This is a genomic window from Ensifer sp. SSB1, from assembly GCF_016652895.1.
GTDB lineage: Bacteria > Pseudomonadota > Alphaproteobacteria > Rhizobiales > Rhizobiaceae > Ensifer.
Map to the genome: position 1 here is coordinate 1 of NZ_JAEPRP010000194.1, position 4785 is coordinate 4785.

4 protein-coding genes and 1 pseudogene are annotated in these 4785 nt (G+C 62.1%); 1 reads left to right on the forward strand and 4 read right to left on the reverse strand.

Translation table 11 applies throughout. The annotated features are described in order from the left end of the window. The 3 genes and pseudogenes from I8N66_RS31785 to I8N66_RS31795 all read right to left on the reverse strand — a co-directional run. Positions 1–657, reverse strand: a pseudogene (locus I8N66_RS31785) (hemolysin D); the annotation flags it as partial. A 242-nt stretch (positions 658–899) separates the two neighbouring features. Next, positions 900–1811, reverse strand: coding sequence for an EamA family transporter (locus tag I8N66_RS31790; RefSeq protein WP_291162721.1), 912 nt, complete (start codon positions 1809–1811; stop codon positions 900–902). 96 nt (positions 1812–1907) lie between these two features. After that, positions 1908–2837: a substrate-binding domain-containing protein gene (locus I8N66_RS31795; protein WP_291162724.1), complete on the reverse strand. Its 930-nt coding sequence runs from the start codon at positions 2835–2837 to the stop codon at positions 1908–1910. Between the two features lie 622 nt (positions 2838–3459). On the opposite strand from I8N66_RS31795, the gene I8N66_RS31800 reads away from it, so the two are divergent. Further along, a complete protein-coding gene (locus tag I8N66_RS31800) occupies positions 3460–3963 on the forward strand; it encodes a C1 family peptidase (protein ID WP_291162727.1) in 504 nt (167 codons plus the stop codon). A 43-nt stretch (positions 3964–4006) separates the two neighbouring features. On the opposite strand, the gene I8N66_RS31805 is transcribed toward I8N66_RS31800, so the two are convergent. Beyond that, on the reverse strand, positions 4007–4785 hold a 779-nt coding region (locus I8N66_RS31805), incomplete at its 5' end, for an efflux RND transporter permease subunit (RefSeq protein ID WP_291162730.1).

The window sequence follows — 4785 nt, forward strand, 5'->3', positions numbered from 1 at the left end:
CGAATAGGGCACGTCGTTTTGGCCATCGCCGACGATGAAGATCCCCTGTCGCAGCGCCGTCAGACGTTGTTCGAGCAGTTCGAGCGACAGGTTGCTGATCTCGACCTCGCCGCCCGTGGCAGCGCCGGCGGCCGCTGCCGCCTCGACCATCTTTCGTGTGAAGATCCCCTTGGATTCCAGCTCCTGCCGCCTGTCCAGGTCTACTCTCGCAACGACGTCCTGCGCGCGTGACACTTCGACCCGCTTCTGCAGGATGCGAATTTCGCGTTCCAGGCTGGCAATGGTGGCATTCTTGAATTTCTCGAGCCGATGGGCGAGCTGGTTGCGCAACGCGACGAGTTCGTCCCGTTCCCGTTCAAGTGCGGTCACTCGATCGGCCGCGGTCTTTCCTTCCGCCTGCAGCGAAGCAAGAATCGCCCGATTGACCCGATCATTGCGGATCGTCAGAAGTGTCTCGTTTTCGGAAACTGGTGTTCCGATCCGCGGCGGCGCCTGTCCGATTTCGCCGTCGATCGGGGCATTGATGGGCGCAAAGCGTGCATTCACTGTGCCGTCGAGGCTGGTAAAGCCGGTCAACCCGGGCAGAAGCACGACGACGGCAAGCGTCAGAAGAAGGATGCCGACGGTGATGCGTGTGATGCGGTGATTAAGGACCATTCAAACCGTTCTCACTCACTGCCTTGCCGGGTTCGACAAGCGCCAGAGCGTATTCGCGATTCTGTCTATCGCTCCGGCTGCCGGAGAAGATTGGGCGCAAACGGCCAACGGACAACCCTTAGAAATTGGTGCTTTTCGTCATTCGGTTAAGCAATTGCGAACGATCGCCGGCCCTGAACGCAACTGGTCGCCACGGTGACCCGTGACGGCCGGGACGACCATGGCAGCGCAAGCGCTTGGCGCTATTGTGGAGCAGGAGCTTCAGGCGGGCGATTTGACGGCAACACAACCTGGCTGACCATGGCGCACAAAATGACCGCGCAGCCGAGCATCTGGGAAAGGCCGAGCGGCGTCCCGAGGAATGCCAGCGAAAAAAGCAGCACCCAGACCGGTTCGCAGCACATGATGACCGACGCCCGCGCCGCGGAGATCATCTGCTGCCCGCGAAATTGAAGAACAAAGCGCAGGCAGGTCGAGATCAGGATGCTCGCGAGATACCAGCCCCAGATCTCCACCGAGGGGATGGCGGTCGGCATCCTCTCCGCGAGCAACGAGACCGCAAGGATGACCACGCCCGATACCACCAGCTGGACGGCGGCTGCAGCCACAGGGCCGACCTTCGCGGAGTTGCGTTTGACGAGCGCGATGCTCGCTGCCCAGAGCAACGCCGAGACAACGAAGTAGACATGGGCCGCCTCAACGCGAGCGTCAGGCCCAAGAAACAAAAGCGCCATTCCCCCAAGTGCAATCGTGATCGAGATCCAGAGCCTTTTCCCGACCGGCCAACCGAAGAGGAGCAGTCCGAAAACCGGCACCAGCAGGTTACCGGTCGAGGAGATGAAAGCGGCGACGCCGGGATTGGTTGTGTGCTTCAGGCCGAAGATCCAGGCCATCATCGCGACCGCAAATGAGAGTGCACCGGGGAGCAGCAGCCGCACGGTCCTGCCGATATCGGCCACGGACGGGAACTTTGCCAGGAAGCCGATCAGCAGACCGGCGATGACGAAGCGGCTGCCGAGAAACAGGAGCGGCGGAAGCTCCGCAAGCGCGTGGATCGAGAAGAGCCACCCGGCACCCGCCACAAAAGCCGCGATCGCGATCTGAAGATCGGCAATCGGCTGCGGCGAAGGCTGGGCGGAACGGTCAGACGACATCGACTTCTGATGCGGGAGGGTTGTGGCAGGCCGCACGCTGCGGCCTGCAGACTTCTTTATCAGCGAAGCCGCTAATGCTGCTTCCGGCGGTGCGGCCTACTGGTTCGCCTTTGCGTAGTCCTTCATGTTGGCCGCCGTCACCAGTTCGAACGGCACCCAGATCTGACGCTCCGTCTTCTCCTCGCGCGCCAGAGCAACGGCCGCGTCCATGGCCGTCGCACCTTGGGCAATCGCGTTCTGGAAGACGGTGACGTCGAGGTCGCCGGCAGCCATGGCGGCGAGGCCGTCTGGCGTGGCGTCGACGCCACCAACGACGACCTTCGACATGTCCGTGCCTGCTGCCTTCATCGCCTGGATCGCGCCGATCGCCATCTCGTCATTGTTGGCGATGACGGCATCGAACTCGCGTCCGGTCGAAAGCCAGTTGGTCATGATGTTGCTGGCCTCGAGGCGATCCCAGTTGGCGCTTTGCTCCTCGATCACACTCATGCCCTTGCAGTCATCGGTGGCGATGACATCGTGGATATCCTTGGTGCGGGTCAGCGACGAATGGTTGTTGAGGGGCCCCATTAGCACATAGACCGCGCCCTTGCCGCCAAGCAGCCGGCAGACTTCCTTCGTTTCCAGCGTGCCGGAATCGATCTCGTTCGAACCGACGAAGGCGGCGGTCTGCGGAAGCGTATCGACATCGGCCGGCGGATGGTTGGCGTAAACGATCGGGATGCCGGCAGCGCTCGCCATTTTCGTCAGCGCCGGCGTGCTGTCGCCATCGACGGCGACCACGACGATCGCGTCGACGCCGGAGGAAATGAAGTTCTGCACCTGATCCATCTGCTTGCTGGGATCGTTCTGGGCGTCTTCGACCTGAACCGAGACCCCTTCCAGCTTGGCAGCGCGATCCTCCATGCCCTGCCGCAGGATCGTCAGAAACGCGCTATCGGACCGCGCGATGGTGATGCCGATATTCTCGGCATGGGCGGTACCGGCCAAGAGAACCGGCATGGCAGCAAACAGCAACTTCCTCATTCGGAGACTCCCCCCTAAGAACAATGATCAACTCACCGAAATGGAATGCATGTTCCAATTAAAGTCAATGATGAAATACACATTTCGCATATAGATCTGGGAACCGGGTCATCCATTCCGGGATTACCCCGCCAAACCCAGGATACTAGGCGTGCATATTTCCGCTACACTGCCCACGCGTGCATCGATTGAAACAGAGCTTGCGGCGATCCTTCTCCGGGGCGTCGCTTGGCCCGAGCACGCCTTGAAACGCCCGCGAGCTGCCGGAACCTGCCCAGTGACATCCATCCCTTCAACCCACGCAGCCGGAGCTGCCGGCAGGAGGCCAACATGTCCGTGCATGAAGCAATTCTCGATCTCGGCTTGATCCCACTATCCGTGAAGATGGTCCGCTCGTCCGACCGCCGGTGCCTTTGGCACTCCCGACCTCGGCGACCGTCTACCCGCAATATCTCCCGCCTCCGAAGGCGCAGGGCACGCCACGCCATGTCGGTAGTCCCGGGAGTTGCGCCGCCTGGGCTTCGACCTATGGCCTTGCCACCTACACGGCGGCAGCGGCTGCCGGCCAGTCCCATCCGGTACAGTGCAGCAGGCAAGCCCCGCCCATATCTATATCGAAGTCATGAAAAGTTACGGCCAGCAGGGCTGTGCGGGATCGCGGCTCGCCTCTTACCTCAACTTGCTCATGCAAGGCGGCACGCCCAACTGGCAAACAGCGCCCTATTATCCGAACTGCCCCGGGCTCTGGTCGAGCTCCGATCCCGACGCCGCCGTCGATGCCAGATTCAAGATTCCCGGTTGGGCCTTCGTCGAAACCGGCGACCTCGACGCGATCAAGACGATCATCGCCGGCGGCGGCGCGCTTTGCTACGGTACGTCGCTCAACGAAGGCTTCATGCAGTACGAAGGCCCCGGCCCGATGGCCACCCCGCTCAACAAGGTGCCGAATGTCGGCCATTGCATGCTGATCATCGGCTACGACGACGGGCAGCAGGCGATCCTCATTCAGAACAGTTTTGGAGAGGACTGGGGCTGCGAGTGGAACGGACGTCGCGGCTACATCTGGATGGGCTACGAGCTGTTCCAATATCTGGCTCAGGGTCAGGCCATGTATGTCACGGCCTGACCCTGCGCGGCTTTAACAGGGTCGGTTTGATCGGGCCGTGGCGCTATTCCGCCGCCACGGCCGGGGGATAGATGATCGGTTCCTCGACCTCGGCGTCTGCATTCGCATTCGCATCATCCGCCTGCTCCGGTTCCGTGGCGCTCTTCTTGGGCTCACGACCGAAGAAGAGCGCGTAGCCGGCCGGCAGCACCAGAATGGTCAGCACCGTCGCGACCAGAATGCCGCCCATCATGGCGTAGGCGAGCGGTCCCCAGAAGACGCCGCGGGAGATCGGGATCAGCGCCAGCACCGCCGTCAAAGCCGTCAATGTGATCGGGCGGAAGCGACGGACGGCAGATCCGATGATCGCCTCGGCGCGATCCATGCCGGCGGCAATGTCCTGGTCAATCTGGTCGACGAGGATAATCGAGTTGCGCATGATGATGCCAAGCAGAGCGATGACACCGAGGATCGCGACGAAGCCGAAGGGCGCGCCGCTGATGAGCAGTGATGCAGCCGCACCGATGATGCCGAGCGGCCCGGTGGCAAGCACCAGCATCGCCTTGCCGAAATGCTGGAGCTGGATCATCAGCAGCACGACGATGACACCGATCATGATCGGCGCCTTGGCGGCGATCGAGGCCTGGCTTTCGGCTGAATCTTCCGCCCCACCCTGGATGCTGATGCTGTATCCGGCAGGCAGGCTGTCGCGCAGCGGCTGCATGTCGCCGAATATCTTCATCGCCACGTCGTTCGGCTGCACGCCATCCGGCAGGGTGCCGCGCACGGTGATCGTCGGCAGGCGGTCGCGCCGCCATTCGATGCCCTGTTCGAGTACGGGCA